This window comes from Methylobrevis pamukkalensis (genome assembly GCF_001720135.1).
GTDB classification, from domain to species: Bacteria; Pseudomonadota; Alphaproteobacteria; order Rhizobiales; family Pleomorphomonadaceae; genus Methylobrevis; species Methylobrevis pamukkalensis.
This window is the reverse complement of sequence record NZ_MCRJ01000030.1, coordinates 1-17,115: the sequence shown is the minus strand read 5'-3', so window position 1 is coordinate 17,115 and position 17,115 is coordinate 1. Positions and strand designations below refer to the sequence as shown.

The 17,115-nt window shown below is 70.5% G+C and carries 11 protein-coding genes and 4 pseudogenes; 10 read left to right on the top strand and 5 right to left on the bottom strand.

The genetic code is table 11. The annotated features are described in order from the left end of the window. Positions 1-11: 11 nt before the first annotated feature. Together hutX and hmuQ are read right to left on the bottom strand one after the other, a co-directional pair. Positions 12-535, bottom strand: a pseudogene (hutX, locus tag A6302_RS07060) (heme utilization cystosolic carrier protein HutX). 76 nt (positions 536-611) lie between these two features. Next, positions 612-956 carry a heme-degrading protein HmuQ gene (gene hmuQ / locus A6302_RS07055; RefSeq protein WP_069306452.1) on the bottom strand — a complete coding sequence of 115 codons (345 nt, stop codon included), beginning with the start codon at positions 954-956 and terminating at the stop codon, positions 612-614. A gap of 241 nt (positions 957-1,197) precedes the next feature. Between hmuQ and A6302_RS07050 the strand changes: the two genes are divergently transcribed. From A6302_RS07050 to A6302_RS07030, 5 genes and pseudogenes are all read left to right on the top strand, one after another. Then, positions 1,198-2,148 carry a heme/hemin ABC transporter substrate-binding protein gene (locus A6302_RS07050; RefSeq protein WP_083255588.1) on the top strand — a complete coding sequence of 317 codons (951 nt, stop codon included), beginning with the start codon at positions 1,198-1,200 and terminating at the stop codon, positions 2,146-2,148. Beyond that, on the top strand, positions 2,145-3,233 hold the full coding sequence (locus A6302_RS07045; RefSeq protein WP_069306450.1) for a FecCD family ABC transporter permease: 1,089 nt from the start codon (positions 2,145-2,147) through the stop codon (positions 3,231-3,233). The genes A6302_RS07050 and A6302_RS07045 overlap by 4 nt, the downstream gene beginning before the upstream one ends. A gap of 10 nt (positions 3,234-3,243) precedes the next feature. Next, complete coding sequence (locus tag A6302_RS07040) at positions 3,244-4,074, top strand: heme ABC transporter ATP-binding protein (RefSeq protein WP_069306462.1); 831 nt, start codon at positions 3,244-3,246, stop codon at positions 4,072-4,074. 96 nt (positions 4,075-4,170) lie between these two features. Beyond that, a pseudogene (locus A6302_RS07035) lies at positions 4,171-5,386 on the top strand (acyl-CoA dehydrogenase). A gap of 121 nt (positions 5,387-5,507) precedes the next feature. Beyond that, positions 5,508-8,190, top strand: a pseudogene (locus A6302_RS07030) (cation-translocating P-type ATPase). Positions 8,191-8,502: 312 nt separating this feature from the next. Here A6302_RS07030 and A6302_RS07025 read toward each other — a convergent pair. Genes A6302_RS07025 through A6302_RS22030 form a run of 3 tightly spaced genes read right to left on the bottom strand, consistent with a single transcriptional unit; the run spans position 8,503 to position 11,137 of the window. Then, positions 8,503-9,147: a response regulator transcription factor gene (locus A6302_RS07025; protein WP_069306449.1), complete on the bottom strand. Its 645-nt coding sequence runs from the start codon at positions 9,145-9,147 to the stop codon at positions 8,503-8,505. Then, positions 9,144-10,742: a sensor histidine kinase gene (locus A6302_RS07020; RefSeq protein WP_169833525.1), complete on the bottom strand. Its 1,599-nt coding sequence runs from the start codon at positions 10,740-10,742 to the stop codon at positions 9,144-9,146. The genes A6302_RS07025 and A6302_RS07020 overlap by 4 nt, the downstream gene beginning before the upstream one ends. Further along, positions 10,691-11,137, bottom strand: coding sequence for a hypothetical protein (locus A6302_RS22030; protein ID WP_141703472.1), 447 nt, complete (start codon positions 11,135-11,137; stop codon positions 10,691-10,693). The genes A6302_RS07020 and A6302_RS22030 overlap by 52 nt, the downstream gene beginning before the upstream one ends. A gap of 228 nt (positions 11,138-11,365) precedes the next feature. Between A6302_RS22030 and A6302_RS07015 the strand changes: the two genes are divergently transcribed. The 5 genes and pseudogenes from A6302_RS07015 to A6302_RS06995 all read left to right on the top strand — a co-directional run. Then, complete coding sequence (locus tag A6302_RS07015) at positions 11,366-12,379, top strand: TRAP transporter substrate-binding protein (protein ID WP_069306448.1); 1,014 nt, start codon at positions 11,366-11,368, stop codon at positions 12,377-12,379. Positions 12,380-12,689: 310 nt separating this feature from the next. After that, a pseudogene (locus tag A6302_RS07010) lies at positions 12,690-13,336 on the top strand (TRAP transporter small permease). A gap of 3 nt (positions 13,337-13,339) precedes the next feature. Next, complete coding sequence (locus tag A6302_RS07005; protein WP_069306447.1) at positions 13,340-14,665, top strand: TRAP transporter large permease; 1,326 nt, start codon at positions 13,340-13,342, stop codon at positions 14,663-14,665. A 244-nt stretch (positions 14,666-14,909) separates the two neighbouring features. After that, positions 14,910-16,913: a UDP-forming cellulose synthase catalytic subunit gene (gene bcsA / locus A6302_RS07000; RefSeq protein WP_069306446.1), complete on the top strand. Its 2,004-nt coding sequence runs from the start codon at positions 14,910-14,912 to the stop codon at positions 16,911-16,913. Further along, positions 16,913-17,115: hypothetical protein (locus A6302_RS06995; protein ID WP_141703470.1), on the top strand; the 203-nt coding region annotated here is incomplete at its 3' end. The genes bcsA and A6302_RS06995, both read left to right, overlap by 1 nt.

Below are 17,115 nucleotides of genomic sequence, written 5' to 3'. Positions count from 1 at the left end.
ACCATGCGGGATTACTTCGTCATGTAGCTGGCGCGCAGCGCCTCGAAGGCTTCGGCCTGGTCCGCGATCAGGTCGCGGCTGGCGTCGCGGCGGACGAAGACCTTGAACATGGCCTCCCCCTCGCCGTTGAGGAACTGCACCGACAGGGAGCGCCGGCCGTGGAACTGGCGGTCGACGAAATAGATCGCCGCGCAGCGGTCGGCCTTGATGTGGCCGGCGATCGGGCTGTCGCCATGGATGTTGAAATAGCCGTGGCCGAAGCTGCCGGCCGGCAGGCTGCCGGTGCATTCCAGCACGATGTCGGCGGTGTGCACGATCAGCAGCACCTCGCCCCAGCCGGCCATTGCCGCCCAGACGTCGGCAAAGGCGTCGGCCGGAGCGGGCACGGCCGCCCCTGCCGGCAGGAGATCCAGCACGGTGCGCGGTGCAACGCCGGCCTTGGCGGCGATCGCCTCGACGACGCGTCGGGCTTCTCGGCCAGCGCCACCCGCGCCGCGGCAAGGGCCTCGGCAGCCGGCTCTGCGAGCATGGTCATCTTGCGTTTCTCCCCGATTCGCGCCGGCCATGCCCGTGACGGGCCGGTCGCGCCGTCATGTTGCTCCGGGCCGATGTCAGGCCGCCAGATCGCGGCGCACGCCGTCGCGGTCTTCCGAGATCACCACCTGGAATCCCTCGAAATGCGGGCCGGCGAGGTAGATCTTGTCCTTCGGGCCGCCGGCATTGGCATGTGCCAGGCGGAAGGCCTCCGACCTGGTCCAGGCCACGAAGTGGTCGTGGCTCTCCCAGATCGTGTGGGTCGCATACAGCGTGTGGTCCTCGGCCTCGGGTCCGCGCAGCAGGTGGAACTCGACATAGCCCGGCACGTCCTTGAGCCGGCCCTGACGGGTGGCCCAGATCGCCTCGAAGGTCTCCTCGTGGCCGGGAATGATGCGGAAGCGGTTCATGGCGATGTACATCGGGTCAAGCTCCTGTCGGTGGGCGACGGCGGCCTCGACGGGAGAGGCTGCGCCTCCCTGCCGAAACCTGCCACAACCCACGCCTGCAAACTGATGCCGCTCCCTGACGCGGAACCGGTCTCTCCTTGCGTCCATAGTGAAACATGAATATCAAAGTCAATAAATAACTTGCGAAGCGTTCGCAACTCTGGACCCATTCAAAACTGCCGGCCGGCCCGGCGCGTCGCAGGAGCCTGCCGCCATGCCTCACCGCCCGACTTTGCCACGTGGCGCAGCCCCGTCGTCCGCCAAGGGCCCCGGCCGGTGCCGCCGTCCGGCCGCCGCCGTTGCCGCGGCCGTGCTCGCGCTCGCCGCCCTTGCTGCCGGCCCGGCCACGGCCGGCGACGTGACCCCGCATCCCGAGGCCCGACGCATCGTGTCGGTCGGCGGCGCGGTTACCGAGATCCTGTTCGCCCTCGGCGCCGGCGACCGGATCGCCGCCGTCGACAGCACCAGCCTCCATCCGGACGCGGTCAGGGACCTGCCGGTCGTCGGCTACATGCGCCAGCTCGCCCCCGAGGGCGTCCTTTCGGTCGGCCCGGATCTGATCCTCGCCATCGAGGGCTCCGGCCCGCCGCCGGCGCTCGCGATCCTCCAGGCCGGCTCGGTGCCGGTCGAACTCGTGCCCGACGTCCCGACCCCGGCCGGCGTAGCCGGAAAAATCCGCGCGGTCGGGGCCGCCATCGGACGGGAGGCCGCCGCCGAGCCGCTCGCCGCCGCGGTCGAGGCCGAGTTTGCCGCGCTGGCGCGCGAGACCGCGGCCCTGCCCGAGGCCGGCCGCAAGCGCGTGCTGTTCGTGCTGTCGCTGGCCAACGGCCGGGTGATGGCCGGCGGACGCGGGACTGCCGCCGAGGCGATCGTCACGCTGGCCGGCGGCATCAATGCCGCCGACTTCGACGGCTACAAGCCGATGGTCGACGAGGCGGTGATCGCGGCCGCCCCCGACGTCGTGCTGGCCATGCGCCGCGGCGACCACGAAACGAGCGCGGCGGAGGTATTCGCCCTGCCGGCCTTCCGCGCGACGCCTGCCGCCGAACACGGGGCTTTCCTTGCCATGGACGGCGGCTATCTGCTCGGCTTCGGCCCGCGCGCGCCGGCCGCCGCCCGCGAGCTTGCGACCCGCCTCTACCCGGACCGGATCGGCGCGCCGTGAGCCTGTCCGGCTCCGCACCTCATGCGCCGCGCCTTGCACCGCGCCGGGCCGGCGACCGCCGCCGCACGGCGCGCGTGGTGATCGCCGGCTCGGCCCTGCTTCTGGTCGCCGCCGCGCTCGCGGCCGTCCTGACCGGCCCGTCGAACATCGCGGCCGCCAGCCTGTTCGCCGCCCTTGTCGGCGACGGGTCGGGTCTTTCCGCCCGCGATGCGATCGTGCTCCACGACGTGCGCCTGCCGCGCCTCGTGCTCGGCGCCCTTGTCGGCGCGGTGCTCGCCGTGTCGGGCGCCATGATGCAGGGCCTGTTCCGCAACCCGCTCGCCGACCCCGGCCTTGTCGGCGTCACGGCCGGGGCGACGGTGGCCGCCGTCGCGGCGATCGTGCTCGGCGAAGGGGCGCTGGCCGGCCTTGCCGCGCTGGCCGGCCTCTATTTCCTGCCCGCCGGCGCCTTCGTCGGCGCGCTCGGCGCGATGATCCTGCTCTACGCCATCGCCACCCGCGGCGGGCGCACCTCGATCGCGACCCTGCTGCTGGCCGGCCTCGCCGTCACCGCCGCCGCCAACGCGGTCACCGGCCTGATGATCTTCGCCGCCGACGACCAGCAACTGCGCGACGTCACCTTCTGGACCCTCGGCAGCCTCGGCGGCGCCACCTGGGGCCGCATCTCCGCCGTGCTGCCCTTCATCGCCCTGCTGCTGGCCGCGATCCCGCTGGTCGCGCGCGGTCTCGACGCGCTCGTGCTCGGCGAGGCCGAGGCGGTGCATCTGGGCACCGACGTCGAACGGCTGAAGCGGATCGTCATCGTCGGAGTCGCCGCCGCCTGCGGCGCGGCCGTGGCGGTGGCCGGCAGCATCGGCTTCGTCGGCATCGTCGTGCCGCATCTGCTCCGCCTCGTGATGGGGCCGTCGAACCGCCAGCTGCTGCCGGCCACGGCCCTGTGCGGCGCGGCGCTGCTGGTGGTGGCCGATGCGCTCTGCCGCATCCTCGTCGCTCCGGCCGAACTGCCGATCGGCATCCTCACCGCCCTGATCGGCGCCCCGGTGTTCGTTGTCCTGCTGCTCCGCCGCCATGGCGGCGGCCTGTGAGGATGCGGCGATGATCGACGGCCGCGACCTCGTCTTCGCCGTCCGCGACCGCCGCCTCGTCGACCGCGTGTCGCTTGCCGTGGCGGCGGGCACGGTCACCATCGTCGTCGGCCCCAACGGCGCCGGCAAGTCGACGCTGCTGCGGCTGCTTGCCGGCGACCTCGCGCCGACCTCCGGCCGCGTCACCCTCGACGGCACCGACCTTGCCCGCCTGAGCCCGTCGCAACTGGCCGGCCGGCGCGCCGTGCTGCCGCAGCAGGTGGCGCTCGCCTTTCCCTTCACCGTGGACGAGGTGGTGCGGCTCGGCGCCGACGCCGGCCGGCGCCACGTGCTGCGTCGATCCGGGGCCGGCGAACCGGGTCCATCCGAGGCGGATCTCGTCGAGACGGTGCTGGCCGAGGTCGGACTGCCCGGTTGGGGCGGGCGGCTCTATCCGCAGCTCTCCGGCGGCGAGCAGCAGCGCGTCCAGTTCGCAAGGGTGCTGGCGCAGGTTCATGACCCGGTGGTCGAAGGCCCGGACGGCAGCCCTCTGCCGCGCCTGCTGTTCCTCGACGAGCCGACCGCCAGCCTCGACATTCGCCACCAGATCGACCTCCTGGCGCGGGCGCGCCGCTGGGCGCGGGGCGGCGGCGCGGTGCTGGCGGTGATCCACGACCTCAACCTTGCCGCCGAATTTGCCGACCGGATCGTCGTGCTGTCCGGCGGGACGATTGCCGCCGAGGGACCGCCCGCGGCCACGCTCACCGACGCCGTGGTCGCGCGGGTGTTCGGCCTCTCCGGCATCGTCGGCCGCCTGCCGCCGCCGCATCTGCCCTATATACTGCCCCAGGCCCGTCTCTAGCCTGCGAGAACCGATCGCGCTTGCGCGGTCGCGCCCCGCGCGGCAGGATCGCGCCCGAACCGGCAGGCGCCCGATACCAAGACCTGACGCCGCCGGATGGAACGACGCGCAAGGCGCGGGAGAGATGACGTGGCAGGCTACCAGACATTCCAGTGGGACGACGCGTTCCGCCTCGACGACCAGCTGTCCGAGGAAGAGCGCCTGATCCGCGACACCGCCCGCGACTATGCGCAGGAGCAGCTCGCCCCCCGGGTGACCGCGGCCTATGCCACCGAGACCACCGATCCGGAGATCTTCCGCGAGATGGGCGCGCTCGGCCTGCTCGGCCTGACGCTGCCCGAGGACTACGCTGCGCCGGCGCTCCTATGTCGCCTACGGCCTCGTTGCCCGCGAGGTGGAGCGGGTCGATTCCGGCTACCGGTCGATGATGAGCGTGCAGTCCTCGCTGGTGATGTATCCGATCCACGCCTATGGCAGCGAGGAGCAGCGCCGCAAGTACCTGCCGAAGCTTGCCACCGGCGAGTGGATCGGCTGCTTCGGCCTGACCGAGCCCGACGCCGGCTCCGACCCCTCCGGCATGCGCACGCGCGCCGAGAAGATCGACGGCGGCTATCGCCTGACCGGCTCCAAGACCTGGATTTCCAACGCCCCGATCGCCGACGTCTTCGTGGTCTGGGCGAAGTGCGAGGCCGAGGGCGGGGCGATCCGCGGCTTCGTGCTGGAGAAGGGAATGGCCGGCCTGTCGGCGCCGAAGATCGAGAACAAGCTGTCGCTGCGCGCCTCGATCACCGGCGAGATCGTCATGGACGGCGTCGAGGTGCCCGACAGCGCGATGCTGCCGGACGTCTCCGGCCTGAAGGGCCCGTTCGGCTGCCTCAACCGCGCCCGCTACGGCATTTCCTGGGGCACCATGGGCGCGGCCGAGGCCTGTTTCCACACCGCAAGGCAGTATACGCTCGACCGCCGCCAGTTCGACCGGCCGCTCGCCGCCAACCAGCTCGTGCAGAAGAAGCTCGCCGACATGGCGACCGAGATCTCGCTCGGCCTTCAGGCCTCGCTGCGGGTCGGCCGCCTGTTCGACGAGGGCACGGTCGCGCCGGAGATGATCTCAATCGTCAAGCGCAACAACTGCGGCAAGGCGCTCGACATCGCCCGCACCGCCCGCGACATGCTCGGCGGCAACGGCATCTCCGGCGACTTTCCGGTGATGCGCCACATGATCAACCTCGAGACGGTCAACACCTACGAGGGCACCCACGACGTCCACGCCCTGATCCTCGGCCGGGCGATCACCGGCCTCTCGGCCTTCTGAGGACACGCCTCCGACCGGGCGGCGGCACGTGCGGCCGCCCGGCGCCGCGTTCTCGCAAGAATCATCGTATCTCTTGATCGAACGCAACCTGCCGGCGCCCGCAATCTGCGAGACTGGCCCGATGCAGGACACCGATCTTCCTTCCGTAGCCGACCTCTCCGCGCCCGGCCAGCCGGCTTCCGCAGGTCTCTCGTCAGCCGAGGCCGCCGCGGTTCTCGCGCGGGTCGGCCCCAACACGCTGCCGCAGCCGGCCGCACCCTCCCTGGCCAGGGTGTTCCTGCGCCAGTTCCTCAGCCCGCTGATCTACATCCTGCTGGCGGCGGCCGTGGTGTCGCTCAGCCTTGGCGACGCCGGCGACGCCGCCTTCATCGGCATCGTGCTGCTTCTCAACGGCCTGATCGGCACGGCGCAGGAATATTCCGCCGGCCGGGCCGCCGCCGCCCTGAAACAGCTCGAGGAGCCCCGGGCCCGGGTGGTGCGGGACGGCGCCGAGACGGAGATCGCGCCCGCGGCCTCGTGCCCGGCGACCTCGTGCTGCTGGAGGCCGGCGGCCGGGTGCCCGCCGACCTGCGCCTCGTCGCGGCCGACGACCTCCAGTGCGACGAATCCCTGCTGACCGGCGAATCGGTCGCCGTCCGCAAAGTCGCGACGACCCCTTCGGACGCGACGTCCGATCCGCGCCGCGGCGCCGCCTTTGCCGGCGCCCTCGTCACCCGGGGCCGCGGGCGCGGCGTCGTCAGCGCCACCGGCGGCGCCACCGAGGTCGGCCGCATCGCCCGCGACCTTGGCCGCGCGTCCCTGTCCCGGCCGCCGCTGATGATCCGGCTGGAGCGCTTCTCGCGCCAGATCGCGGTTGCCGTCGGCGTCGCGCTGCTGCTGCTGGTCGGCGTCGGGCTGCTGCGCGGCATGGGGCTGGAAACGCTGTTCATGATGGCGGTGGGCCTTGCGGTCAGCGCCATTCCCGAAGGCCTGCCGGTGGCGATCTCGATCACGCTGGCGATCGGCATGCGGCGGATGGCGAAGGCCAACGTGATCGTGCGCAACCTGCCGGCGATCGAGGCGCTCGGCTCCTGCACCCTGATCGCCACCGACAAGACCGGCACGCTGACCCTCAACGAACTCACGGTCACCGACGTCGTCCTCCCGGACGGCGCCCGCTACGTGTTCGCCGCCGGCCGGGACGGCGGTCTGCCCGTCGCCGATCCCGCCTCGCCGGCCGGGGCCGACGCGGAAACCGCGCTCGCCGCCCTGCTGCACGCCGCCGCCCTGCCCAACGACGGACGGCTGGTCGAGGACGCGGACGGCCTGCACGGCATCGGCGACACGGTGGATGTCGCGCTCCTGTCCGCCGCCCGGCGCGGCGGCCTGAACCACGAGGAGGTGCTGGACGCGCATCCCTCGCTCGCCCGCATTCCCTACGAGCCGGACCTGCGCTTTGCCGCCTCGTTCCACGCCGCACCGGACGCGGCCCGGCGGGTGCGGATCTTCGTCAAGGGTGCGCCGGAAACGCTGATCGCCATGGCCACAGGGATGGACACCGGCGGCCGTCCGGCGCCCATCGAGCGCGACCACCTGCTGCGGCAGAAGGAGGAGATGGCGGCGCGCGGCCTGCGCGTTCTCGCCTTCGCGCAGGGCGAGATCGAGGCCGAGCCGGATGGCGACTACGGCCACCGCCATCTCGCGGACCTCACCTTCCTCGGTCTTGCCGGCATGCAGGATCCCGTGCGTCCGGAGGTGCCGGGGGCGATCGCCGCCTGCCGCCGCGCCGGCATCAGCGTGGTGATGGTGACCGGCGACGATCCGGCGACCGCCGCCGCCATCGGCCGCGAGGCGGGGCTCGCCTTTTCGGACGACGAGATCGCGACCGGGGGCGAGGTCGCCTCGGCCGCGGCAGCCGGCGAGGCGGCGCTGGACGCGCTGGCCCGCCGCGCCCGGATCTATGCCCGCGTCGACCCGCCCCAGAAGCTGGCCATCGTGCTGGCGCTGTCGCGCATCGGCCATTTCGTCGCCGTCACCGGCGATGGCGTCAACGACGCGCCGGCGCTGAAACACGCCCATGTCGGCGTCGCCATGGGCCGCAAGGGCACCGACGTGGCCCGCGAGAGCGCCGACCTCATCGTCACCGACGACCATTTCGCCTCGATCGTCGAGGCATCCGCCAGGGCCGCACCGCCTATGGCAACATCCGCAAGGTGGTGTTCATGCTGGTCTCGACCGGCGTTGCCGAGGTGGTGCTGTTCCTCCTCGCCCTGCCGCTCGGCCTGCCGATGCCGCTCCTGCCGGTGCAGCTGCTCTGGCTCAACCTCGTGACCAACGGCATCCAGGACGTGGCGCTCGCCACCGAGAGGCCCGAGGGCGACGAACTCGCCCGGCCGCCGCGCCGGCCGGACGAGCCGATCTTCGACCGGCGGATGCTGCGCAAGATCCGCGATGCGGCGCTGGTCATGGGCGTCGGCGGCTTTGCCGTCTTCGCCCTCCTGCTCCATCTCGGCCGCAGCGAGGCGGAGGCGCGCAACCTGCTGCTGCTGCTGTTCGTGCTGTTCGAGAATGTCCAGACCTTCAACAGCCGCTCCGAACACCGCTCCGTGTTCCGCCAGCCGCTGTGGACCAATCCGCTGCTGCTCGGCGGCGTGCTCGCGGCGCAGGCGCTGCACATCGGCGCCATGCACATCGCGCCGCTGGCGGAGATCCTCGCCATCGGCCCGGTGTCGATCGCCGACTGGGCGATGATGCTCGCCCTGTCCGCCGTCCTGCTGCTGGTGATGGAGCTGGAGAAAGGACGTGACCGCAGATCGATGCCCTGACGTCCAAGGGTCCGGTCGCGGCGCCGGGTTTGCGCCGCGATGTGCGAACGGTCGCCGCGCAATAAGGGTGTTTCCGCCTCTCCTCCGTCATCGCCGGGCTCGACCCGGCGAGCCAATCGCCTCGCGGCAACGAACGCGGAATATGGGGAAGTGCTTTCGAAGCGATACGATACGTGGAAAACGTGCGGACAATCCATTGGGTTGCCGGGTCAGGCCCGGCACAGACGATAGAGAGGGTCCGGTCAAGGCGTACCGGAGAGACCTCCGCCGAGCAGCAGCCATGCCGGCAGCCACCTGAAAGGTCCGCGAGACTCAGTCCCCGGCCCCGCCGAGCAGCCGGGTCAGCTCCACCGCGTTGCGCACGCCCATCTTCTCGAAGATGCGCGCGCGGTGCACCTCGACGGTGCGCATGGCGACGCCGAGTTCGTCGGCGATCTGCTTGTTGAGCCGGCCGCCGAGCAGCAGCGGCAGCACCTCGGCCTCGCGCGGGGTGAGGTTCTTCAGCCGCGCCTCGAGCACGCCGCGCCCCGCCACCCGGCTGCGCCGGCTCTCCGCCTCGGCGAGCGCGGCGATCACCACGTCGACCAGTGCATTGTCGTTGAACGGTTTTTCCACGAAGTCGAAGGCGCCCTTCTTCAGCGCCTCCACCGCGATCGGCACGTCGGCGTGGCCGGTGAGGAAGATCACCGGCGTGCCGGCGTCGCGCCCCCGCAGCCGCTCGAAGGTCTCGATCCCGCCGAGTTCGCCCATCCGCACGTCCATCACCACGCAGCAGCAGCCCTCCGTCGACGCGGCCTCGAGGAAGGCCTCGCCGCTCGGCCACTCGCGGGTGACAAGACCGCGCGAGGCGAGCAGGAAGGCCAGCGAGTCGCGGATCGCCTCGTCGTCGTCGACGATGTGGACCAGCGCCCCGGCGGGCGGGGCGGCTGGGTGGCCGAGGGCGTGCGGATCGCTCATGCGGGCAGCGCCTCCTGCGGCAGTGGCAGCGTGACCGTGAACACCGTGCCCCCGCCGGTCCCAGGCCGGTGCACCAGCCGGCCGCGATGCAGCTCCACGATCGAGCGGCAGATGTTGAGGCCCATGCCCATGCCTTCGGCCTTGGTGGAGACGAAGGCGTCGAACAGGCGCGGCGCCACCTCCGCGTCGATGCCCGGCCCGGCGTCGGCGACCGTGATCGCCACCTCGCCGCTCTCGCGCCCGGCCCGCACCTCCAGAATGCGCGCCGCGGCGGGCATCGGCGCCATCGCCTCGGCGCCGTTGCGGATCAGGTTGATCAGCAGCTGTTCGATCAGGATCCGGTCGGCCACCACCGGCGGCAGGTCGGGTGCGACCACGGTGACGATGCGGACGCCGAGATTGCGCAGGTCGTCGGCGACGAAGGCGACCGTGTCCTCGATCACCGCGTCGAGGCGCATCAAAGAGAAGCGCGGCTCGCGCTTGCGCACGAAATCCTGGATCCGCCGGATGATCTGGCCGGCGCGGTCGGCCTGCTGGCTGAGCTTGCGCAGCGCCGTCAGCACCGGCTCGCGGTCGCCCCGCTCGGCGGACAGCATGTTGATCGAGCCGGCGGCATAGCTGGCGATCGCCGCCAGCGGCTGGTTGAGCTCGTGGGCGAGGGTGGAGGCCATCTCGCCGAGGGTGACGAGCCGGCCGGTGCGGGCCAGGCTTTCGGCCTGGGCGCGGGCGAACTCGGCCGCCGCCTTGCGGTCGGTGATGTCGATGATCGACCCCATCCAGCCGCGGTGGACGCCGGTGGCGTCGATCAGTGGCGCCTCGTAGACCAGCACGTCGAACTCGCTGCCGTCGGGGCGGCGGAAGCGGGTCTCGAAGCTTTGCGGCATCGGCGCGCTGCGGGCGAGTTCCGCGTGGCGGGCCATGGTCTCGGCCAGCCGGTCGTGGGTCCAGTAAGGCATCGGCGGCCGCAACCCGGTCAGCGCCTCGACCGGATGGCCGACCATGCGGGCAAAGGCGGCGTTGACGTAGAGGATGCGGCCCTCGTGGTCGCGGGCGCGCATGCCGATGGTGAGGCTGTCCTCCATCGCCCGCCGGAACACGGTCTCGCTCGCCAGCCGCTGCTCGATCCGCCGGCGCCGCGCCACATGGCGCTGCAGCACCACCAGCGACAGCACGGCCAGCAGCGCGAGGCCGACGATCGCCGCCACCAGCATCCGCGAGGAGAATTCCGAGGCGACCCGGTAGGGCGCGATCGACAGCATCAGCCCGCGCAGCGGCGGGTCGAAGCTGATCTCGTGGCGCTGGCGCGGATCGAGCGGCTCCACCCGCGCCTTCTCCACCAGCATCCGCCCCGAGGCGTCGGTGAGCCGCACCGCATAGCGCTCGGCGATCCACCACGGCACATGCCGGGCAATGAGCGTCTCGAGCGAGACCGTGGCGACGATCGCGCCGGCGCCCGGGCCCGCGCTCGCGGCCATGTCGACCACGGTGGCGCCTTCTGAACTCGTCCTGAGGTCGCCGTAGATCGGCCGCGCGGAGAGGCGCGTCATGCCGAGCACCCGGCGCACCGCCTCCGGCTGGCGGGCCGAGGCCGGCACGCTCGGCACCATGCCGACGAGACGGCGTCCGCGCCGAACCAGGCGATCGCCAGCACCTCCGGATTGTTGGCGACATGCAGTCGCGCCCGGTCGAGGACGGTCGCTGCCGGCATGTCGCCGCTGCCGGCATCGAGCGCGAGCCGGCGCACCATGTCCTCGTCGGTGGAGAGCTGGAAACGCAGGGTCTGCTCGACCCAGAGCGCATCGGAGAGCAGCCGGACCTTGGCCCTCTCGGCCTCGTCCTGGGCGAGCACGTAGAGCAGCGCGCCGGTGAGCGCGACCAGCAGCACGATGGCGACCGCCGGCATGGCGGCAAGCCAGGCGTCGCGCGCGCTGCGCGCCGGCGCCAGCGCCGCCGTTTCCGCCTCGCCGAGCAGGCTCGCCGGGTCGCTCACCTCTCCCCTCCCGCCAGGGTCCGGCCGTTGCGGATTTCCACAATAGCGCGGCCACCGGTTCCTTTCCTATTAGCTAGCACAGGATCGCGGCAGACAGGAGCCGCGAGCCGCGCGTCGCGACGGTCACGGAGGAACGGACCGTCGCATCGATGCACAGACCATGCTGTCGCAGCCGCCCTCGGCCGAAAGAGCCGGAACGGGCGGCGCGACCAACGGGAGGATACGTTCATGATCAGCCGTCGCAGCGCCGTCAAGGCGCTCGGAACCCTTGCCGTGGCCCTTGCGGTCACCACCGCCGGCCCGGCGCTCGCCGCCGATCCCATCGTCATCAAGTTCAGCCATGTCGTCGCGCCGGGCACGCCGAAGGGCAAGGGCGCCGAGAAGTTCAAGGAACTCGCCGAGAAATACTCGAACGGCGCCGTGACCGTCGAGGTCTACCCGAACTCGCAGCTCTACAAGGATAAGGAAGAGCTGGAGGCGCTGCAGCTCGGCGCGGTGCAGATGCTGGCGCCGTCGCTGGCAAAGTTCGGTCCGCTCGGCGTGCGCGACTTCGAGGTCTTCGATCTGCCCTACATCTTCCCGGACTACGACGCCCTGCACAAGGTGACCTACGGTGCCGTCGGCAAGGAGCTGTTCGCCAAGCTCGAGGACAAGGGCATCACCGGCCTTGCCTACTGGGACAACGGCTTCAAGATCATGAGCGCCAACTCGCCGGTGAAGGTGCCGGACGACTTCCTCGGCCTCAAGATGCGCATCCAGTCGTCGAAGGTGCTGGAAGCGGAGATGAACGCGCTCGGCGCCGTGCCGCAGGTGATGGCCTTCTCCGAGGTCTACCAGGCGCTGCAGACCGGCGTCGTCGACGGCACCGAGAACCCGCCGTCGAACATGTACACCCAGAAGATGCACGAGGTGCAGAGCCACGCCACGCTCTCCAACCACGGCTATCTCGGCTATGCGGTGATCGTGAACAAGAAGTTCTGGGACGGCCTGCCGGACGACGTGCGCGCCAACCTCGACAAGGCCATGCTCGAGGCGACCGAATACGCCAACAGCATCGCCAAGGAAGAGAACGAGGCGGCGCTGGCGGCGATGAAGGAAGCCGGCCGCACCGAGTTCCACGAGATGACCGAGGACGAACGCGCCGCGTGGGTCAAGGCGCTCTCGCCGGTCCACGACGAGATGGCCGAGCGCATCGGCGCGGAGCTGATCGCCAAGGTCAAGGCCGAAACCGGCGCCATGTGAGGGAAGGGGGGGCCGCGCATTGCGGCGGCGCCCCCGGACCCCCTCATCCGGCCCTTCGGGCCACCATCTCCCCGGTGGGGAGAAGGGCAACCTGGGGCACCGCCGAGGGCAGATGCGGCCAGCTTCAGTGGCAGGGCCGAAGCTCGGAATTACCCTTCTCCCCCACGGGGAGAAGGTGGCCTCCCCGGGTCTGGCCTCTGGCCAGCCCGAGGACAGGCTCCACGCCGGATGAGGGGGGTGCCGCAGCCTCGCCGCGCCCTCGTGCACCCTACACGAAAACATTCCGAACGTTCCGGCAGGGGATCCCGCCATGCTCCGTCTTCTCGATCGCCTCGAAGAGGTCCTGATCGCGACGCTGATCGCGCTTGCGACGGTCATCATCTTCGCAGCCGTCGTCCACCGCTACTCGCTGACCGTGGTCGCGGGCCTGATCGGCACCGGCCGCGCCCACGACATGGTCTGGCTCGCCGACGCGCGCGCGCCGCCTACATGTCGCTGCGCCAGATCAATCTCGTCTGGGCCCAGGAGCTCTGCATCATCCTCTTCGTGTGGATGGCGAAGTTCGGCGCGGCCTACGGCGTGCGCACCGGCATCCACGTCGGCATCGACGTGCTGATCAACCGCATGCCGCCGCGCCGCCGCGCCGGCTTCATCCTGTTCGGCCTTCTGGCCGGGGCGCTGTTCACCGGCATCATCGGCACGCTCGGCGCCAATTTCGTCTGGCACATGGCGCAGACCGACGCGACCTCGGTCGACCTCGAGATGCCGATGTGGGCGGTCTACCTCGCGATCCCGCTCGGCTCCTACCTGATGTGCTTCCGCTTCCTGCAGGTCGCGGTCGGCTTCATGCGCACCGGCGAACTGCCCCACCACGACCACGGCCATGTCGAGGGCGTCGACGAGGACGCCGCCGCCGCCGCCATCGCGGCCAGCCCGCTCACTCCGAAGGACCGCTGAGCCATGAACGCCTCCCTCATCTTCGGCGGGCTGATCGCGCTCATGCTGACCGGCATGCCGATCTCCATCGCCCTCGGCCTCACCGTTCTCGTCTTCCTCTTCACCATGACCGCGGTGCCGATCGACACCGTGGCGCTCAAGCTGTTCACCGGCATCGAGAAGTTCGAGATCATGGCGATCCCTTTCTTCATTCTCGCCGGCAACTTCCTGACCCACGGCGGCGTCGCCCGGCGGATGATCAACTTCGCGACCTCGATGGTCGGCCACTGGCACGGCGGCCTCGGCCTTGCCGGCGTCATTGCCTGCGCCCTGTTCGCCGCCGTCTCCGGCTCGTCGCCGGCCACTGTCGTCGCCATCGGCTCGATCATCCTGCCGGCGATGGTGCGCCAGGGCTTTCCCAAGCAGTTCGGCGCCGGCGTCATCACCACCTCGGGCGCGCTTGGCATCCTGATCCCGCCGTCGATCGTGATGGTGATGTATGCGGTGGCGACCTCCGGCATGCAGGTGACGGGGCCGGACGGCAACATCGTCTCGTCCGCCTCGGTCGGCCAGCTGTTCATGGCCGGCGTGATCCCGGGCCTGATGCTCGCCACGCTGCTCGGCGTCACCACCTGGCATCGCGCCCGCAAGTTCGGCTATCCGCGCCTTCCCAAGGCGTCCTGGGCCGAGCGCTGGATCGCCTTCCGCAAGGCGATGTGGGGCCTGCTGCTGATCATCATCGTCATCGGCGGCATCTACACCGGCGTGTTCACGCCCACCGAAGCGGCGGCGATGAGCGCGGTCTACGCCTTCATCATCGCGGTGTTCGTCTACCGCGACATGAAGCTGGCCGATGTGCCGAAGGTGCTGCTGTCGTCGGCCAACATGTCGGCGATGCTGCTCTACATCATCACCAACGCCGTCCTGTTCTCGTTCCTGATGACCCACGAGAACATCCCGCAGGCGCTCGGCGAATGGATGGTGGCGACGGGCCTGTCCTGGTGGATGTTCCTGATCGCCGTGAACCTGATCCTGCTGGCCGCCGGCAACTTCATGGAGCCGTCGTCGATCGTGCTGATCATGGCGCCGATCCTGTTTCCGGTGGCGGTGAGGCTCGGCATCGACCCGGTCCACTTCGGGATCATGATCGTCGTCAACATGGAGGTCGGCATGTGCCATCCGCCGGTCGGCCTCAATCTCTATGTTGCCTCCGGCATCACGCGGATGGGCATCACGGAGCTGACGGTGGCGGTGATGCCGTGGCTGCTGACGATGCTCGGCTTCCTCGTCGCGGTCACCTACATCCCGGAGATCTCGCTGTTCCTGCCGCGGATGCTCGGGATGATGTGAGGCCGTCGCGCCGGTCGCGCGGGCGCACCCCCACCTGGACGACACGGCCTGCAGGCGCGGAACCTCCCGCGCCTGCAGCTTTTTTCGCAGAATGCGACGGGTAACGGGCTTTTAACCTCGATCGCAATTCTCTCGCCGGAATCCTTAGAATTTGAATCGAATTTGGAGGTTGTGAACCATCGCAGGGCTTTGATCGGCCGCGGGCCGGTATCGTGCCGGCCGGTCGGAAAGTGCTCGCCCCGCCATGACGTCCAGACTTCTCACCGTCGCCTTCGCCCTTGCGGCCCTCGTCTTCCTCGCGCTCGTGGCCCAGCCGGTCGGCGCGGCGGGCCAGCTCGTGGTGGGCATGACCCTCGTTGCCGCGATGCTGCTGATCTGGCCGCTGGCGCGCAAGGGCGCCGGACGCCTGCTGTTCGTCGCCCTCGCCCTCGGGGTGGTCGGCCGCTACGTCTACTGGCGCTCGACCTCGACGCTGCCCGATCCGTCCGACCTCGTCGACTTCATCCCCGGCGTCCTGCTCTACGGCGTCGAGATGTTCTCGGTGCTGATGCTGTTCGTCAGCCTGTTCGTGATTGCCGATCCGAAGGAGCGCGCCGAGATCCGCGTCGATGACGACGCCGACCTGCCGACCGTCGACGTGTTCGTGCCGAGCTACAACGAGAGCGCCGACCTGCTGGCGACCACCCTCGCCGCCGCGGTCGCCATGGACTATCCGGCGGAGAAACTCCGCGTCTATCTCCTCGACGACGGCGGCACCGACCAGAAGTGCCAGTCCGACGACCCGGTCACCGCCCATGCGGCCCGGGCCCGCCGCACCGAATTGCGCGAGCTCTGCCGCGACCTCGGCGTCACCTATCTCACCCGCGAGAAGAACGTGTCGGCCAAGGCCGGCAACATGAACGCCGCCCTGCCGCGCACCACCGGCGACCTGGTCGCGGTGTTCGACGCCGACCACGCCCCGGTGCGCAGCTTCCTGCGCCTGACGGTCGGCCACTTCCTCGAGGATCCGCGGCTGTTCCTCGTCCAGACACCGCATTTCTTCCTCAACCCCGACCCGATCGAGAAGAACCTCTCGCTGTTCAAGTCGATGCCCTCGGAGAACGAGATGTTCTACGGGGTGATCCAGAAGGGTCTCGACCGCTGGAACTCGGCCTTCTTCTGCGGTTCGGCCGCCCTCCTGCGCCGCGCGGCGCTGGAGGATGCCGGCGGCTTCGACGGCGTGACCATCACCGAGGACTGCGAGACGGCGCTGACGCTGCACGCGCGCGGCTGGAACAGCCGCTACATCGACACGCCGCTGATCGCCGGGCTGCAGCCGGAGACCTTCTCCTCCTTCATCGGCCAGCGCTCGCGCTGGTGCCGCGGCATGATGCAGATCCTGATCCTGAAGAACCCGCTGTTCCGGGCCGGCCTCAGCCTCGCCCAGCGCGTCTGCTACCTGTCGTCGAGCCTGTTCTGGCTGTTCTCGATCACGCGCATGACCTTCGTGGTCGCCCCGCTGCTGCACATCTTCTTCTCGCTGGAGATCTACGAGGCCAACCTCCAGGAGTTCATCGCCTACACCTGCGTCTACATGCTCGCCAACATGATGCTGCAGAACTACCTGTTCGGCCGCGTCCGCTGGCCGTGGATGTCCGAGCTCTACGAATACGTGCAGTCGGTCTATCTCACCCGCGCGATCGTCTCCGTGGTGCTCAACCCGCGCCGGCCGACCTTCAACGTCACCGCCAAGGGCCTGACGCTCGACCGCGAGCAGCTGTCGGAATTCGCGCTGCCCTATTTCGCGATCTTCGGCCTGCTGCTCGTCGCCGCCGGCGTCGCCGGCCTGCGCTGGTGGATGGAGCCGGCCTCGCGCGACCTCCTCGCCGTGGTCGGCCTGTGGAACGGCCTCAACCTGCTGATCGCCGGCCTTGCGCTCGGCGTCGTCTCCGAGCGGGCCGAGCGGCGGCGCAACCAGCGGCTCGACATCTCGCGCAAGGGCGTGCTCACCCTGGCCGGCACGCCGTTCCCGGTGCTCGTGGAAGACGTCTCCTCCGGCGGCGCAAGGGTCCGCCCGCTCGGCCAGCGCCCGCAGATGGCGCGGGTCGGCGGCTCGATCGGCAGCCTGTCGATCCAGTCGGGCGAGACCGCCGCGATCACCACGCTCAACGTCGCGGTGCGCCGCAACGTCCACGACGAGCGCGGCCTCAGCCTCGGCGCGAGTTCCTCGAACTGTCGGCCACCCAGTACCGGATCGTCGCCGACCTGATGTATGCGGACGGCGCGCCGCTGACGAAATTCCGCGACGGCCGGCGCCGGCCGATCGGCATCCTCGGCGGCTCGCTGCGCTTCCTCGGCTGGAGCCTGTCCAACATCCTGCGCGGCCTTGCGGTCGCCGGCCGCCGCGGCCCCGCCGCCACGGCCGCGGTTGCCCCGGCCCCGCAGGCCCAGCCGGCGGCGCCGACGCCGCC

Coding starts and splice junctions, on each gene's coding strand:
- hmuQ (WP_069306452.1), bottom strand. CDS start 956: ATGTACATCGCCATGAACCGCTTCCGCATCATTCCCGGCCACGAGGAG.
- A6302_RS07050 (WP_083255588.1), top strand. CDS start 1,198: ATGCCTCACCGCCCGACTTTGCCACGTGGCGCAGCCCCGTCGTCCGCC.
- A6302_RS07040 (WP_069306462.1), top strand. CDS start 3,244: ATGATCGACGGCCGCGACCTCGTCTTCGCCGTCCGCGACCGCCGCCTC.
- A6302_RS07025 (WP_069306449.1), bottom strand. CDS start 9,147: ATGAGCGATCCGCACGCCCTCGGCCACCCAGCCGCCCCGCCCGCCGGG.
- A6302_RS07015 (WP_069306448.1), top strand. CDS start 11,366: ATGATCAGCCGTCGCAGCGCCGTCAAGGCGCTCGGAACCCTTGCCGTG.
- A6302_RS07005 (WP_069306447.1), top strand. CDS start 13,340: ATGAACGCCTCCCTCATCTTCGGCGGGCTGATCGCGCTCATGCTGACC.
- bcsA (WP_069306446.1), top strand. CDS start 14,910: ATGACGTCCAGACTTCTCACCGTCGCCTTCGCCCTTGCGGCCCTCGTC.